We start from the raw sequence: 14,424 nt of genomic DNA, 5'->3' as shown, positions 1-14,424 counted from the left end.
TGGTCCTTAATGTATTTTGCTGCCCAGGGTCACTACGCCATCCGCGTGTTCGCGGCCCAGCCAACTGGTCCACCCCAGGCGACAGGGGTTGTGTTCGCCAATGCGTAGCTCGCGGATTTCTTCGTGCCGCAACACCAGTCGAATGTCGTACTCCAGCGGGTCACGCAGGGTGAATCGCACCAGCGCGCACAGCGGCTGATAACCCGTGCCAATCGGCAGAAGCTCGTGAAAACGGTCCCAGCTCAGTTGCCGGACATGAATGCGAAACTTGCCGCTGCGGTCGCGTACGCGTGTGCCCAACACCAGGCTTTCGCTCAGTTGATGATTGGCGCGCCCCAAACAGTTGCGCTGTTCTTCAAGCACCTCGACGCGGCGCTCAATGCACTGCTCAATCGTCAGCTCGGCGTGCTTGAAGTAGTAACGCAGCACGGACTCGATCAGGGCCGCCGAATGCGCACGCAAGCTCAACAACCCGAGGTAGGGCAGCAGGCGCCTCCAGTTCAGTTCCTTGGCATCACGGATGGTCTCGCCACCCAAACCGATCAAGGCAAATAGATGGCTGGAAAACGGGTCTTTAGCGCCACTCTCAAAGCGCACTCGGTAGCGGTATTTGCGCCAGATCGGCAGCATCAGGCGCTGCAGCCGATGGTTGAACAGGTTCAGAAACTGGCGCGTCGGGTTGTCGCTGTCATTGTCGCCCAGCGCCTGTTCGCCATAGAACGCAGGCAACGGCGAAGCCGAGCCCATCAGCCCGATGAGGTTCAAGCGCAGGCGCGCACGGGCTTGGCCGTGCTCGACAAAGAACTCCACCGTGTCGACATCACTGCCCGGAAACCCGAGGCTGGGGTTAGCCGCAAACTCCACGCGGTCGTAGAGTTCCTCTTCCGAGAGATGCATGTTTTCGACTCGCAGCCGGTCAATGACCAGCAGCACGGCCTGAAACAGCGAATACTCACGTATGCTCCTGGCCAGCCCGCTTAAAGCAGGGGCTGCAACCCCATGCGAGGTGTCCATTGGTAGGTCTCTCCCTGTGTGCTGTTGACCCGCAGTTCGTGGTACGAATTGAGGCTGGCGTAAAGCGCGAAGAACTCGTTGAGTACCGAGGCGAAAACGAACAGATCGCCCTCTCCGATATAACCTTGCGGATCGATCGTCAGCTCGGTGCGCAGGCCTCTTAGCGGCAAGCCCCGCTGAAGTCGGTCAACGTGCTCGTGGCGAATCGACTTGAGGCCGTTCAGCAGGTTTTTGCTGACCCGCTCGGCGTGTTCGTCGTAGTAGCGCGGCAAGTCGTAGGTTTCGAGAATGACTTTCAGGGCATCCACGTTGGCCAGCGACAGGTAGTTGAGCGACATGTTGCTGATCAGCTTCCAGAGGAAGTCGCGAGTGAGCGGCGGCGCATAGCTGGGCGTCACGGGCCCGATATTGCGAAACACCAGAAACTCGGGCGTTCCTTCGCTGGGCAGGCAGATATCACCCTGGTTAAGTCCCTGGGGAAGGTTCTGATTGGTGCACGTCAGCTCAATAGACAGGGTTTCACTGGCATCGGGCTGGCAGCTTTCAAAGCTGAGGTAGGTGTCGAGCCCCTCATGCAGCATGGCCGTACGCTGGCGGACGCTGTAGTGGGCCTGTTTTTTGAGCACATCAAAACTGGGATCGTGCTCGAATGACTCGAACGGCACATAGGTCTGCGAGCCCGTGCCGTCAACACGCCAGCCGGTCACACCGTCAACTGAAAACACGCCGCAGTGCTCAAGCCCGAGCCTTGCGGGCATCAGCAAATATTCGTCCTGTTTACCGTCCAGACGCACCGGCATCGCGTCGTGCTGGAACAGGTTGACGATGGGCGTGCAGTAAAGCTTCACGTTGTCCAGGGTCGGGCGCAGGCGCTGTGCGCTGCTATGGCGAATGTCAAAGCGCAAGTCCAGCCCGCGAACCTGTTTGAGGGTGTCTTCGGGCAGGGTGTTGAGCCGCTCAAGGCCGTTAAGGTCAACAAACAGAAACTTGTCCTGAAAGGCGAAGTACTCCTGCAAATAGCGATAGCCGCGAAAGGTGTTGAGCGGGTATGGGATCAGCGCTTCTTCTTCGGCAAAACCCACTGCCTGCATGCAGGTGGGGGCCAGGGTAAACGCCAGGCTCTGGTCGCTTTCCAGGACGTTGCCTTCGCCATTCAAAGGCACCACCACGACGTTGTGCAGGTGGCGTAATAATCCGAGATACAGCATTTGGCTGACGTAACGCTCACCCGACAGATGCAAGCGCAGGCGACTCAACGCCAACTCGCCCAGATGGCCGTCGCAGGTCATGTTCAGGCGCAGGCTTAGCATGGAGCCCTCACCGTTCAACGAGTGTTTCAGCTCAACCAGTTGCAGCGGCAAGACGTCTGTCGGGTAACAGGTTCTGAACTGGCAACTCACCCCCTCGATGGGCTTGCTCGCCACACGGGTTTCGCGCTCAACGTGCAGCGCAGGCCCGGGACGCTCCAGAGGGTCGAATTGCAGCATGCTGAATGCAGGCAGGGGCCGCATGTAGTTGGGCCACAGTAAGTGCATCAGCGAGTGCGTGAGCTCCGGCAGTTCGTCATCGAGCTTTTGACGCAGGCGCCCCGTCAAGAAGGCGAACCCTTCAAGCAGCCGTTCAACATCCGGATCACGCCCCGCCTGGCCCAAAAACGGAGCCAACGCAGGGTTACGCTCGGCGAAACGACTTCCCAACTGACGCAATGCCGTGAGTTCGCTTTGGTAAAAATGATTAAAGGACACGGTGCTACCTGTTAATTGTCGACGACAGCTAATACGGGAAAGCAGACAGGGCTTGGGCACGACCACCGCAGGGTCTAGCGCACCTTGACCTGGCCACTTCCATCGAGGTGCGCGCAGAAGCTGACCTGATGTTTGGTCCCCTCCACTTCCAGCCACCCTTGCAGACTGAACACGAGCTGCAACGAATCGCCGTCATTGGGTAAGGAGTTGACCTGTACCTGACTCAGGCGTGGTTCATAGCGCTCTATAAATTTTTCGATGGCCTCGCGCGCCTGTGTCAGCGCGTCATGCAGGCTCAAACGCATGTCGTTAAGGTCTGGGAGCCCATAGTCGGGCAGCGTTTGCACGCTGCCCGCACGGGTACTGAGCATTTTGGCCAGGTGAGCAGCCACGGACGCTTGGGCGCTGGCTTCGCGACTCCAGCCGCGGCGTTGCCCCTCCTCCCCACCCAAGCGCTCAAAAAGGCTGCCGTATGCCGTCATGCCCAACTCCCGTTACTCTTTGTCCAGCTTGCCAACCAGTGACAAGGTGAAGTCAGCGCCCATGTACTTGAAGTGCGGGCGTACGTTGAGGCTGACGCGGTACCAGCCAGGGTCGCCTTCGACGTCACTGACGGCGATTTGCGCTGCGCGCAGCGGGCGACGGCCACGGACTTCGGCGCTGGGGTTTTCCTGGTCGGCGACGTACTGGCGAATCCACTTGTTGAGCTCAAGCTCAAGGTCGGAGCGTTCTTTCCACGACCCTAACTGCTCGCGCTGCAAAACCTTCAGGTAATGAGCCAGGCGATTGATGATCATCATGTAAGGCAGTTGTGTGGCGAGCCTGTAGTTCAGCTCTGCGTTTTTGCCTTCGGCGCTGATGCCAAAGAACTTCGGCTTTTGCACGGAGTTAGCCGAGAAGAACGCCGCGTTGTCACTGCCTTTGCGCATGGTCAGGGAGATGAAACCTTCCTCGGCCAATTCGTATTCGCGGCGGTCAGAGACCAGCACTTCGGTCGGAATCTTGGTTTCGATTTCGCCCATGCTTTCGAAGTGGTGCAGCGGCAAGTCTTCAACCGCACCGCCGCTTTGTGGGCCGATGATATTCGGGCACCAGCGGTACTTGGCAAAGCTGTCGGTCAGCTTGGAGGCAAACGTGTAGGCGGTGTTGCCCCACAGGTAATGCTCGTGGCTGTTGGCAACGGTTTCTTTGTACACGAAGGATTTGACCGGGTTTTCTTCCGGGTCGTACGGGTTGCGCAGCAGGAAGCGCGGAACGGTCAACGCCATGTAGCGCGAGTCTTCGGACTCTCGAAAGCTCTGCCACTTGGCGAATTGCGGCCCGGAGAAATGGTCTTTCAGGTCTTTCAGGTTGGGCATGCCGGTGAAGCTGTCGAGCCCGAAGAACTTAGGGCCGGCTGCCGCAACAAACGGAGCATGGGACATGCACGCAACGCTCGACACGTATTGCATGAGCTTTACGTCGGGCGAGCTTGGGGTCATGAAGTAGTTGGCGATAATCGCGCCTACCGGCTCACCACCGAACTGGCCGTACTCAGCGGTGTAGATGTGCTTGTAGAGGCCGGACTGCATGACCTCTGGGGAATCTTCAAAATCTTCAAGCAGGTCTTCTTTCGAGACGTTGAGGAGCTCGATCTTGATGTTTTCGCGGAAGTTGGTGCGATCGACCAGCAGTTGCAAACCCCGCCACGCTGATTCCAGCGACTGGAATGCCGGGTGGTGAAGGATTTCGTCCATCTGGCGGCTGAGCTTGGCATCGATCTCGGCGATCATGCGATCGACCATGGCCTTCTTGACCGGCTCACCCTGGTTTTGGGGTTTTAACAGTTCTTCGATAAAGGCCGCCACACCACGCTTGGCAATGCCATAGGCGTCGTCTTCGGGCGTCAGTCGGGTTTGCGCAATGATGTCATCGAGAACGCTATATGCGGTGCTGTTATCGTCTTTTTGCTGTGAGGCACTGGTGCTCATTGTGTAGCTTCCTTTACTGATGGGGGGCTTAAACGTCCAATGCCGGAAGCAAATCCAGCTCGCTCAGTATTCGAGCGCGTGAGACGTCGTCGGCCAGTACGCCTTCAATCGCCTTGCGAAAGCTCGGCGCGTTGCCCAGCGGGCCTTTAAGCGCAACCAGGGCATCACGCAGCTCCATCAGTTTTTTCAGTTCGGGGATTTGCTCAACCAGGCTCGCCGGGTTGAAGTCCTTCATCGTGTTGACGCGCAACGCAATTGCCAGCTCATCGGTGCTGTCCTGGTCCTGAAGGCGATTGGGCACGCTCAGGGTCAGTTCCAGCCCTTGCTTGGAAAGCACCTCGTCAAAGGTCATTTTGTCGATGGCGATTGGCTTGCGGTCCTCAAGCTTGCGCTCGTCAAAACGATGGATGTAGTCACCCAGCACCAGCAGCTTCAACGGCAGTTCGATTTCTTCTTGAGCGCCACCAGTAGCGGGTTTGAACGTAATATTGATCCGTTCCTTGGGGGCTACCGAGCTTTCTTTGGCCATGACGTTTTTCCTTGGGTGTGTGTGGCCCTAGGGCCTATTCGAGTACCACTTCAAGATCGAGGTGGCACAACCTGCGATACATCTCTTCCTTGCGTTCTCGCACTTCGTGGTTTTGCGGTAGCAGCTCGCAGCAGCGATGCAAAAGACGCAAAACTTCGAGTGCCAGATCCGGTTCCCAGGTCTGCAACCCGGAGCGATGGAGCACTTCGTCGAGCATTTCGAGCTGGGTCTTGGCGAGCTCGTATTTCTTGGCCTGGAAGCACAATCGGGCGAGGGTCAGTTGCCAGAAAAAACGCGTCCGCTCCCCGTGAGCACTGATCAGTCCACGCTTGACCAACTGCACAGCCGGCTTGAAACCACTGACACGCAACACCTCTTGCGCCTCTTCGAGGGCAATGTCCCAGGCGGGCAATGTGGTCTCTGATTCGGGCTTTTCCGGCTCGCTTCGCGTGAGATGAGGCAGAACCTGTGCGGTGATCCAGGCACGCGTCTGGAGGTCGGCAAACGGCACGCTGTCGCTGAAGCGAAGGTCCACAAGGTTTGGCAGACGCTGAAGCAGCAAGGCGAAATTAAGCTCCACTTCACGCATCGCCGGCTCGGCCTTCAAGCCGTTCAGGCACTCCCAGACCATGCGCTGGCCGTCGAACCAGAACGGGGCCTTGGCCAGGCTGGCTTCAAGGTCCACCACCAGATCGGCAAATTGCCCCTGCTCGAATCGCTCTCGGTAGCTTTTAAGTTTTTCGACCGGCATCCCGCGCACGGGTGTGACCTGTTCGGCATTACGCTCGGGAGCAGAGTCGATCGGCAGCCAGCTCAGGGTGCGATTCAGACGTAATGCACGCAGGTCCGTAGCCTTCTGTTTCAACCACCAGGCACACAGCGCCCGCGCGCTGTCCTGCTGCTGGCGCAGCGCCTTGAGGGCATCTTTTTCGTTGTCGATGACCGCATTGGGCTCAATCAACTGCGTGGCGACTTGCTTGACCTGCGCCACCGCCGCCGCAATCACGCCGGTTTCGGGCTGGCTGTCCACTGCACGCTGGACCATGCGGGTCAGGCGACGGCAGATCGGCAGCAACAAGGGCACGTCATCACCCAAATGCCTGGCCAGCGCGCTCTCCAGCTCAATCAGCAATTGGACCATGTGCCGAAAGAGCGGCAGTTGCTCTTTAATCGGGATGTTTTCGTTCAGCGCTCGATCCAGACGCCCCACCAACCAACTGATAGCGGCGGCACGGGTGCGCAATTTGAGCGGGTGGATGTGCGCCCACTGTTCGGCACACAGGTAATGCAGCAACCCCAGGCCTGCCAGCAACCCTGCAAACGACTCGCGCTGATAAAGCGCCCATGTCAGCCAGACAGCGACACGCAGATCCTTGGACTGATCGCGCAGCATGGCCTCGCTTTGCTCATGAACGACAAACCAGTCGATCTGGTTTTTCTCGGACATGGAATGCGCCTTGCCTATCTCGCGCTCAAGGGCTTCGAACTCATTCGAAAAGCGCACATCGGTGCCGGCAAAGCTGACTTTGGAAACAGGCGCTTTGGCCAGAGCAATCAGCCGGGCAAATAATTTGCTGGAGTACGTCATGACTGCCTACACCTCAATATGCAAGGCAGTACACAAGCATTAAAGGCGCATAAAGAAAGTGTCACTGTTCGCTACCGAGTCCATTCAAGTGGCGAGACCTTAAGTGATCGAAAAATGAAAAAATGTCAGACATCTCTTCAATCCTCAGAGAAAATTCCGCACCTTGAGCATCCAGAGAAAAAAGAAATCCATTTGAGTGCCACAAAGAAAGAAAATGCACCCATTTGAATATCTGCACTGATCCAAGCATCGGTTCAGATGGGGTTGGCTCAACAATCGGTATTACGTGTCGGCAAAAGCCTTGCACTAAACAGATTTGTCTCACGCGCCACAGGCTTAAACAGCCCCTCGATTTGCCCCAAAACCCGCTGTCTGCTAGTGTCAGCCGGTTTTAACGCCTACCGAGAACGCTGCCATGGCCCGCAAAAAAGCTTCCCTGGATTTCGAGCAGTCCCTTGCTGACCTGCAAACGCTGGTTGAGCGCCTGGAAAACGGCGAACTGTCACTGGAAGACTCGCTGACCGCCTTCGAACAAGGCATTCGCCTGACCCGTGACTGCCAGGGAGCACTGGCTCAAGCGGAACAGAAAGTTCAAATCCTGCTTGAACGTGATGGAGAGATCGCGCAAGAGCCCTTTGATGCGGAACAGCCAGAATGATTGATGCCTACCAAACCAGCAGCCAGGCTCGCGTCAACGCGGCTCTTGAGCGCTTGTTTGCAGCTCCAGCGCCGCCATTGGCCCGTCTTTACGAGGCCATGCGCTATAGCGTGATGAATGGTGGCAAACGCGTTCGACCGTTGCTGGCCTATGCCGCCTGCGAAGCCCTGGGCAGTGCGCCCGAGCAGGCCAACGGTGCGGCGTGTGCAGTGGAGCTGATTCACGCCTATTCGCTGGTGCATGATGATTTACCGGCCATGGACGATGATGATCTGCGACGCGGCCTGCCAACGACCCATAAGGCGTTCGATGAAGCATGCGCGATTTTGGCCGGCGATGGCCTGCAAAGCCTGGCTTTCAGCGCCCTGCTCGACCCCACGCTCAATACCCTGGACGCCGAAACGCGCCTGCGCATGGTGACGGCCCTGGCCTTCGCAGCAGGCCCGGCGGGCATGGTGGGTGGGCAAGCGATTGATCTGGGCTCCGTCGGGCTCAAGCTGGATCAAACCGCGCTGGAATACATGCACCGGCACAAGACCGGTGCCCTGATTGAAGCCAGTGTGCAGTTGGGGGCTCTGGCCAGCGGTCGTGCCCAACCAACTGATTTGCAGGCGCTGAGTCTCTATGCGCAAGCCATTGGTCTGGCGTTTCAGGTTCAGGACGACATTCTGGATGTTGAAAGTGACACCGCCACCCTGGGCAAACGCCAAGGTGCTGACGTTGCACTCGATAAACCCACGTACCCGGCATTGATGGGGCTGGAGCAAGCCAAAAGCTACGCCCTTGAGCTGCGCAACCAGGCCCTCGAGGCCCTGCGACCTTTTGATGCAGCCGCAGATCCCTTGCGAGAATTGGCACGTTATATCGTGGAACGCCGCCACTAATACTGTTGCAAGCGATTATTTCGCACAGCATGTAATGCCAAGGTCTGACTAAGGAACATCAGACTGCGTGGGCAGCTTACGCTCGTTAAGGTAAACTGCTGCCTCTTTCTATACCTATAACGATTCGCCTGATGCCAACGACGTTTCAAGAGATTCCCCGCACGCGCCCAACTACGCCCCTGCTCGACAGAGCAGGCACGCCTGTTGGCCTGCGCCGATTAGCGGAAGCCGAGCTGGAAACCCTGGCCGATGAATTGCGCCTGGAATTGCTCTATACCGTTGGCCAGACAGGCGGGCATTTTGGTGCTGGCCTTGGGGTCATTGAGCTGACCATCGCGCTGCACTACGTGTTTGACACCCCAGATGACCGGCTGGTGTGGGACGTGGGTCATCAGGCGTATCCGCACAAGATCCTCACCGGTCGTCGCGACCAGATGGCGACACTGCGCCAAAAGGACGGCATTGCGGCATTCCCGCGCCGCTCCGAGAGCGAGTACGACACCTTTGGCGTCGGCCATTCCAGCACCTCGATCAGTGCTGCGCTGGGCATGGCCATTGCGGCCCGCCTGCAAAACAGCGAGCGCAAGGCCATCGCCGTGATTGGCGACGGCGCACTGACCGCCGGCATGGCCTTTGAGGCGCTGAACCACGCGCCCGAAGTGAATGCCAACATGCTGGTGATCCTTAACGACAACGACATGTCGATTTCGCGCAATGTCGGTGGATTGTCCAATTACCTGGCCAAAATCCTGTCCAGCCGTACCTACGCCAGCATGCGCGAAGGCAGTAAAAAAGTGCTGTCGCGCCTACCCGGCGCCTGGGAAATTGCCCGCCGCACCGAAGAGTATGCCAAAGGCATGCTGGTGCCCGGCACCCTGTTCGAAGAGCTGGGCTGGAACTACATCGGGCCAATTGATGGCCACGACCTGCCGACCCTGATCGCTACGCTGCGCAACATGCGCGACCTCAAAGGCCCGCAGTTCCTGCATATCGTTACAAAAAAGGGCAAAGGCTTTGCCCCGGCCGAAGCCGACCCGATTGGCTACCACGCCATCACCAAGCTCGAGCCACTGGATACGCCAAAAGTCGCCCCTAAAGTCCCGAGCGGGCCGAAATACTCCGCGGTGTTTGGCGACTGGCTGTGTGACATGGCCGAAGAAGACCCGCGCCTGGTGGGTATTACGCCGGCAATGAAAGAAGGTTCGGACCTGATCAAGTTCAGTGAGCGCTTCCCGTCGCGTTACTTCGACGTTGCGATTGCCGAGCAGCACGCCGTCACCTTTGCTGCGGGCATGGCCTGCGAAGGGTCCAAGCCGGTTGTCGCGATTTATTCAACGTTCTTGCAGCGTGGTTACGACCAATTGGTGCATGACGTTGCGGTGCAAAACCTGGACGTACTGTTTGCCATTGACCGTGCCGGTCTGGTGGGCGAGGACGGCCCGACCCACGCAGGCAGCTTCGACCTGTCTTACCTGCGGTGCATCCCGGGCATGGTCATCATGACCCCGAGCGATGAGAACGAACTGCGCAAAATGCTCACCACGGGCCACCTGTACAACGGCCCGGCGGCAGTGCGCTACCCACGCGGCACGGGACCGAATGCACCGATCGAGCAAACCCTTGAGCCGCTGGAAATCGGCAAAGGGGTGATTCGTCGTCAAGGCCACAACGTGGCGCTACTGGTGTTTGGCGTGCAATTGGCAGAAGCCCTGCAGGTGGCGGAAAAAATCGACGCCACCGTGGTCGACATGCGCTTTGTGAAACCGATGGACGAAGCACTGGTACGCGAAATGGCTAACAGCCATGAGTTGCTGGTGACCCTTGAAGAAAACGCCATCATGGGCGGTGCAGGCGCGTCGGTCAGTGAGTTCCTGGCCCGTGAAAACGTGCTCAAGTCGGTGCTGCACCTGGGCTTGCCGGACGTGTACGTCGAACACGCCAAGCCGAGCCAGATGCTGGCTGAATGCGGTCTGGATGCTGCCGGCATTGAAGCGTCGGTGCGCCAGCGCATGCAATTGCTTGGGTTGTAACCCGGCCTGCTGACGTGTAGCCGCTACCGCAGGCTGCGATAAGGGCCGCAGCACCTTCAACAACAGGGTCGCTGCGCAACCCATCGCAGCCTGCGGCAGCGGTACAGGTTTTAGATTGAGACCCCATGAAACATCTGCACATTGCTTTGCTCGTCGGTTTTATCCCGTCCAGCTCGCTGCTGGCCGATACCTTTGAGCGCGAAGATGCGCTCAAACTCCCGCAAACATTAATCTCCGGCAGCCGCCAGGTTGAAGTGCGCTCTGACAGCAGCAGCGCCAGTACGGTGTTCACCCGCGACGACATTGACCGCCTGCAACCCACCAGCCTCACCGACCTGCTAAGCCGGGTGCCGGGCGTGCAGGTGGCCCGCACGGGCGGGCGCGGTTCTTTGCCAGGTATTTATGTTCGCGGGACCAAATCGGCACAAAGCCTGGTGCTGGTAGACGGCCAGCGCATGGCCAATGCCACGTCGGCCGACAGCAACCTGCAATACCTGAACATCGATCAGATCGAGCGCGTGGAAGTACTGCGCGGCTCTCGTTCGGTGATCTACGGCAGCGATGCGATTGGCGGCGTGATTCAAATTTTCACCCGCCGCGGCGCCGATCAGCCGCCGCAGCTGCGTTTGCACAGCGCGGTGGGCAGTTATGGCAGTACAGAAAATAGCCTCGGCGTGTCGGGTGGCGATGAACAAACCCGCTACAACCTGAGCGCCAGCCTGGAAGACACGGCGGGCATTAATCGCACCCACGAATCTTTCCCCAGCGACAACGACCATGACGCGTACCGTAACAAGTCCTTGAGCCTGAACCTCAGTCACGCCCTTAACGACGACCTTGAAGTCGGCCTGAGCGCCATTAAGAACACCGGTAAAACCGAGTTCGACAATTCGTTTGGACGCTGGGACCCAGCCACCATGACCGTCAGTGGTCAGCAGCCGTACAGCGACTTCGACATCAGCAGTGTCGGCAGCTTTATCGATGCGCAACTGACGGAACGCTGGAATTCACGCCTGGAGTTGGGCCATAGCGAAAACCGCGAAAAGACCCGCGACAAGCTCAGTGATGAGATTTATAGCTTCAACACCTATCGCGATTCGTTGAACTGGCAAAACAGCCTGACGCTCAATGAGCAGAACAACCTGATTCTAGGGGCCGATGCCTACGAAGACAGAGTTCGCAGCAGCACCGTTTTCGACGAAGACAGCCGCTGGAATCGTGCCGCGTTTATTCAACACCGTTTTCATGGCGACCATTTTTCGACCGAGATCGGCCTGCGCTACGATCAGAACCAACAGTTCGGCAACCACAAAACCTGGAGTGCCAGCCTGACGCTGCCCTTGAACAGGGACAACGATGTGCTGCTGTCTTACAGCGAGGGATTTCGGGCGCCAACGTTTAACGATTTGTACTACCCGAACTACAGCAACCCGAACCTTAAACCTGAGTCTTCCAAGACCTATGAAATGCAATGGCGCAGCCAGTTGAGCGACACCAGCCGCCTGGAAACTTCGCTTTATCGCACCGACATTCGCGACGCGATGGTGGCCGACGCTGACTTTATCCCGCAGAACATCGGCGCGGCGCGGATTACAGGGTTTGAAAGTGCTTTGCGCCAAGAATGGTTCGGCTGGCAGAGCAGCCTGGGCGTTGCGATGATCGACCCGCGAGACCGTGATACAGGCCATACCTTGAGCCGCCGGGCACGCCGAACGTTGAGCCTGGATCTGGACCGCCAATGGGACCAGTTCGGTGTCGGTGCCACATGGCAAGCAGTGAGCGGCAGCTTTAATGACGAAGACAACAAGCAGCCGATTGGCGGTTATGGATTGCTGGGGGTGCGCGGCAACTGGAAAGCCAGCTCAGAAGTCCGGCTCGATGTGAAAGTCGACAACCTGCTGGACAAGACCTTCACCCGTGCGCTGTACAGCTATGACGGCACCTATTACGGCTATCGAGAAGAACGGCGCAGCGTGCAGCTGGCTGTGACTTGGACCCCAACGTTCTAAATCAAACACAACCGGTGCAGGAGCGAGCGCGCCTACGGGGTTTCGGTATTTTTAAGTTGCTCGCACAGCTTGCCTGTCGCTTCGAGCATCTGCCCGCTCGGGCGCTCCAGACCTTTGTCGGTCAGTAGCAGCAAGCGTCCATGCTTGACCGCATCGATCTGCGGCCAGGCTTTCCAGGCGTCCAACTGGCCCTGGGTTCCGGCAATAATCACCTCAGGATTACGCTGCAAAACGGACTCTATGCTCACTTGTGGGGCAGGCAGTTTTAAATCAGTAAACACATTGCTCGCCCCGCACACCGCCAGGGCATCACTGATGATTTGCCCGCCGCCAATGGTGTACAGCGGCTGATCCCAGACCTGATAAAACACCCGCAGCGGTTTATCGCGCCGGTACTGCTCACGCAGTTGCGCCAGACGTTGACGCAGTTGCTCGGCCAACGCATGACCACGTTGCGGGCGCCCCAAGGCATCCGCCAACGCTTGAACCTGGTCAACCAGTTGATCGAGGCTTTTCGGTTCTGCGCTGTAGGTCGGGATGTTGAGGCGGCGCAACTGTTCGCGCTGCGCAACGCCAACGCTGCCTGGCCAGAGCAAGATCAAGTCGGGTTGCAGGCTGAGCAAACGCTCCATCTCGATCTGGCCATAACGGCCTACAGAGGCGACACCGGCGAGCTCAGGGGAAGTCTCGCCTGCGTCGAGACGCCCGACCAATAGATCGGTGGCCCCCAGCTCGACCACTATTTCAGACAATGACGGAGCCAGGCTGATAACGCGTGGGGCGGCCAGGCAGGGCAAGCCCACGGCCAGCAGCAATACCGCCAGCCAGGCGCGCATCAGCCCACCTGACGCGGGACGCGGTACAGGTAAAACAGCACAAGCGTAGAGAGGGTCAGTAGAAACAACGGCACACCTTCGAGCCCGACGAATACCGCCAGCGCAGCGATCCAGGCCGGCAAGCCTGCCACCCGCAAAGCCGTGCGTCGCACACGCGCCAGTTCAGCCCAGGCGGCAGGTTCTTGCGGGGTATCGAGGGCTTTTTGCAGGGCAATCAGGCCGTGTTTGTACGGCCCGAAAAAACGCAGGGTGACAAACATCGAGGCCACGCCGGCGATAAACAACGGCATGGCCAGTGTCGGCAGCAACGGTTCAGACCTGCCAAAGACAAGGATGACCAACAACAAGGGCAGCAGCGTGAGGAACAACTGTTGCCACCAACTAAAGCTCAGACGACGGCGGACTTGACCCCGGGTCACGCCGGATCAGCCTCGCTTTGGTGCTGATTGCCCATCATGTGCCCGAGTTTGTTGGCCTTGGTCGCCAGGTACAGTTTGTTGTGCGGGTTGTGCCCTGTGTGCAGCGGCACGCGCTCGGCGACGTTGATGCCCATGTCGGTCAAGGCTTTGACCTTGCGCGGGTTGTTGGTCATCAGACGCAGCGACTTCACACCCAGATGCTCAAGCATCGGCAGGCAGATCGCGTAATCACGCTGATCGGCCGCGAAGCCCAGACGCTCGTTGGCCTCAACGGTGTCGGCGCCACCATCTTGCAGCTCGTAAGCGCGGACTTTGTTCAGCAAACCGATACCGCGTCCTTCCTGGCGCAGGTAAAGCAGCACGCCACGGCCTTCACGGGCGATGGCCTGCAAGGCGGCTTCGAGTTGCGAGCCGCAGTCACAGCGCTGGCTGAACAAGGCATCGCCGGTCAGGCATTCGGAATGCACTCGCCCTAATACGGGAGCGCCATCGGCCACGTCGCCCAAACTGAGCACAACGTGTTCACGACCCGTGGCCTGCTCAAGGAAGCCATGCATGGTGAATTCGGCAAAGGGGGTGGGTAACTTGCAAGCGGCAACGAAAACGACGGGCACCGTGTGCTCCTGATCAGTGTGAGGACTGGATATTCGCAGAGGCGGCATTGTAACAGGAGGTTCCTGGAGACGCTTAGGCTGAATTATCGGAGATAAAGATCAAAAAGTTTGATGGCTTTTCGCAGCAA

At 58.4% G+C, this 14,424-nt stretch carries 13 protein-coding genes; 4 read left to right on the top strand and 9 right to left on the bottom strand.

All coding sequences use genetic code 11. The annotated features are described in order from the left end of the window. Positions 1-6: 6 nt before the first annotated feature. The 6 genes from tssG to tssA form a co-directional block, all read right to left on the bottom strand. Positions 7-1,014 (bottom strand): type VI secretion system baseplate subunit TssG, encoded by a 1,008-nt coding sequence (gene tssG / locus ACIQYF_RS20650; RefSeq protein WP_402865517.1) that lies wholly within the window; start codon positions 1,012-1,014, stop codon positions 7-9. Next, on the bottom strand, positions 978-2,759 hold the full coding sequence (tssF, locus tag ACIQYF_RS20645) for a type VI secretion system baseplate subunit TssF (protein WP_402865515.1): 1,782 nt from the start codon (positions 2,757-2,759) through the stop codon (positions 978-980). Before tssF ends, tssG begins: the two co-directional genes overlap by 37 nt. A 74-nt stretch (positions 2,760-2,833) precedes the next feature. Next, on the bottom strand, positions 2,834-3,241 hold the full coding sequence (gene tssE, locus ACIQYF_RS20640) for a type VI secretion system baseplate subunit TssE (RefSeq protein ID WP_402865513.1): 408 nt from the start codon (positions 3,239-3,241) through the stop codon (positions 2,834-2,836). Between the two features lie 12 nt (positions 3,242-3,253). After that, positions 3,254-4,729, bottom strand: a complete 1,476-nt coding sequence (gene tssC, locus ACIQYF_RS20635) for a type VI secretion system contractile sheath large subunit (protein ID WP_402865510.1) — start codon at positions 4,727-4,729, stop codon at positions 3,254-3,256. Between the two features lie 28 nt (positions 4,730-4,757). Then, positions 4,758-5,258 carry a type VI secretion system contractile sheath small subunit gene (gene tssB, locus ACIQYF_RS20630; protein WP_402865508.1) on the bottom strand — a complete coding sequence of 167 codons (501 nt, stop codon included), beginning with the start codon at positions 5,256-5,258 and terminating at the stop codon, positions 4,758-4,760. A gap of 34 nt (positions 5,259-5,292) precedes the next feature. Next, the gene (tssA, locus tag ACIQYF_RS20625) at positions 5,293-6,846 is read right to left on the bottom strand and encodes a type VI secretion system protein TssA (protein WP_402865506.1); all 1,554 of its coding nucleotides are present in this window, start codon (positions 6,844-6,846) and stop codon (positions 5,293-5,295) included. A gap of 415 nt (positions 6,847-7,261) precedes the next feature. Here tssA and ACIQYF_RS20620 point away from each other — a divergent pair, with 415 nt between their 5' ends. The 4 genes from ACIQYF_RS20620 to ACIQYF_RS20605 all read left to right on the top strand — a co-directional run bounded on the left by ACIQYF_RS20620 (position 7,262) and on the right by ACIQYF_RS20605 (position 12,427). Continuing rightward, a complete protein-coding gene (locus tag ACIQYF_RS20620; protein WP_322237402.1) occupies positions 7,262-7,504 on the top strand; it encodes an exodeoxyribonuclease VII small subunit in 243 nt (80 codons plus the stop codon). Continuing rightward, positions 7,501-8,388, top strand: coding sequence for a (2E,6E)-farnesyl diphosphate synthase (gene ispA / locus ACIQYF_RS20615; RefSeq protein WP_402865503.1), 888 nt, complete (start codon positions 7,501-7,503; stop codon positions 8,386-8,388). The genes ACIQYF_RS20620 and ispA overlap by 4 nt, the downstream gene beginning before the upstream one ends. Positions 8,389-8,519: 131 nt before the next feature. Then, positions 8,520-10,418 carry a 1-deoxy-D-xylulose-5-phosphate synthase gene (gene dxs, locus ACIQYF_RS20610; RefSeq protein ID WP_402865501.1) on the top strand — a complete coding sequence of 633 codons (1,899 nt, stop codon included), beginning with the start codon at positions 8,520-8,522 and terminating at the stop codon, positions 10,416-10,418. A gap of 125 nt (positions 10,419-10,543) precedes the next feature. Beyond that, positions 10,544-12,427 (top strand): TonB-dependent receptor domain-containing protein, encoded by a 1,884-nt coding sequence (locus tag ACIQYF_RS20605; RefSeq protein WP_402865499.1) that lies wholly within the window; start codon positions 10,544-10,546, stop codon positions 12,425-12,427. Between the two features lie 32 nt (positions 12,428-12,459). On the opposite strand, the gene ACIQYF_RS20600 is transcribed toward ACIQYF_RS20605, so the two are convergent. From ACIQYF_RS20600 to ribA, 3 genes are read right to left on the bottom strand one after another with little or no spacing between them, the layout of a single operon-like run. Then, positions 12,460-13,263, bottom strand: a complete 804-nt coding sequence (locus tag ACIQYF_RS20600; RefSeq protein WP_402865497.1) for a cobalamin-binding protein — start codon at positions 13,261-13,263, stop codon at positions 12,460-12,462. Beyond that, positions 13,263-13,682 carry an MFS transporter gene (locus tag ACIQYF_RS20595; RefSeq protein WP_402865495.1) on the bottom strand — a complete coding sequence of 140 codons (420 nt, stop codon included), beginning with the start codon at positions 13,680-13,682 and terminating at the stop codon, positions 13,263-13,265. The genes ACIQYF_RS20600 and ACIQYF_RS20595 overlap by 1 nt, the downstream gene beginning before the upstream one ends. Then, positions 13,679-14,296: a GTP cyclohydrolase II gene (gene ribA / locus ACIQYF_RS20590; RefSeq protein ID WP_402865493.1), complete on the bottom strand. Its 618-nt coding sequence runs from the start codon at positions 14,294-14,296 to the stop codon at positions 13,679-13,681. Before ribA ends, ACIQYF_RS20595 begins: the two co-directional genes overlap by 4 nt. Positions 14,297-14,424: the final 128 nt, after the last annotated feature.

Origin of the sequence: Pseudomonas sp. NPDC096917 (genome assembly GCF_044762555.1) — a bacterium.
Taxonomy (GTDB): domain Bacteria; phylum Pseudomonadota; class Gammaproteobacteria; order Pseudomonadales; family Pseudomonadaceae; genus Aquipseudomonas.
The sequence above is the reverse complement of the archived record's forward strand: the minus strand, read 5'-3'. Positions and strand labels throughout refer to the sequence as shown.